The 491-nt window shown below is 69.2% G+C and carries 1 pseudogene; it reads right to left on the bottom strand.

The annotated features are described in order from the left end of the window. Positions 1–491: pseudogene (locus O2V63_RS20695) on the bottom strand (hypothetical protein); the annotation flags it as partial.

The following is a 491-nucleotide window of genomic DNA, read 5'->3' as shown; positions in this document are numbered from 1 at the left end:
GTGGACTCCGACCACTTGATGCTGCCGGCGGCGACCTCGTCCGGGGTGGCGGTGGCCGACGGGGCAGCACCGGTGGTGAACGCCATGGTGGTGGTGTTCACCGTGACGGCGGTGCCGAAGGTGTTCGAGACGGCGGCGGTGAGTGCTGCCTCCGCCTCGGCGACGGTGCTGACGTCGGCACCGGCAGCGGTCTTCCAGGACACGTTGGCCAGGTCCAGGCTCTTGCTGCCGAAGGTGATCGTGCCGTTGAGGGCCTTGAACTCGTCGACGGTGGCCGGGACCGCGTCGAGGGTGACCGAGCCGGCGGTGCCCTGGATGGCGTTGACCGTCGTGGCGGTCGTGGCGGTACCGGCGGTGACGCTGACGCCGTCCACGTTCAGCCCGGAGGACGACATGCTGTTGCCGACGGAGACCGAGATGGTCTCGCCCTTGTTGGCCCCGACCTGGAAGGTGCCCGAGTAGCTGCCGTCCAGCAGCGCCTTGCCGTTGAA

The sequence above is a fragment of the Modestobacter sp. VKM Ac-2977 genome (assembly GCF_026968045.1).
Classification (GTDB): domain Bacteria; phylum Actinomycetota; class Actinomycetes; order Mycobacteriales; family Geodermatophilaceae; genus Modestobacter.
Note: the sequence above shows the minus strand (reverse complement) of the source record. Positions and strands in the feature narration are given on the sequence as shown.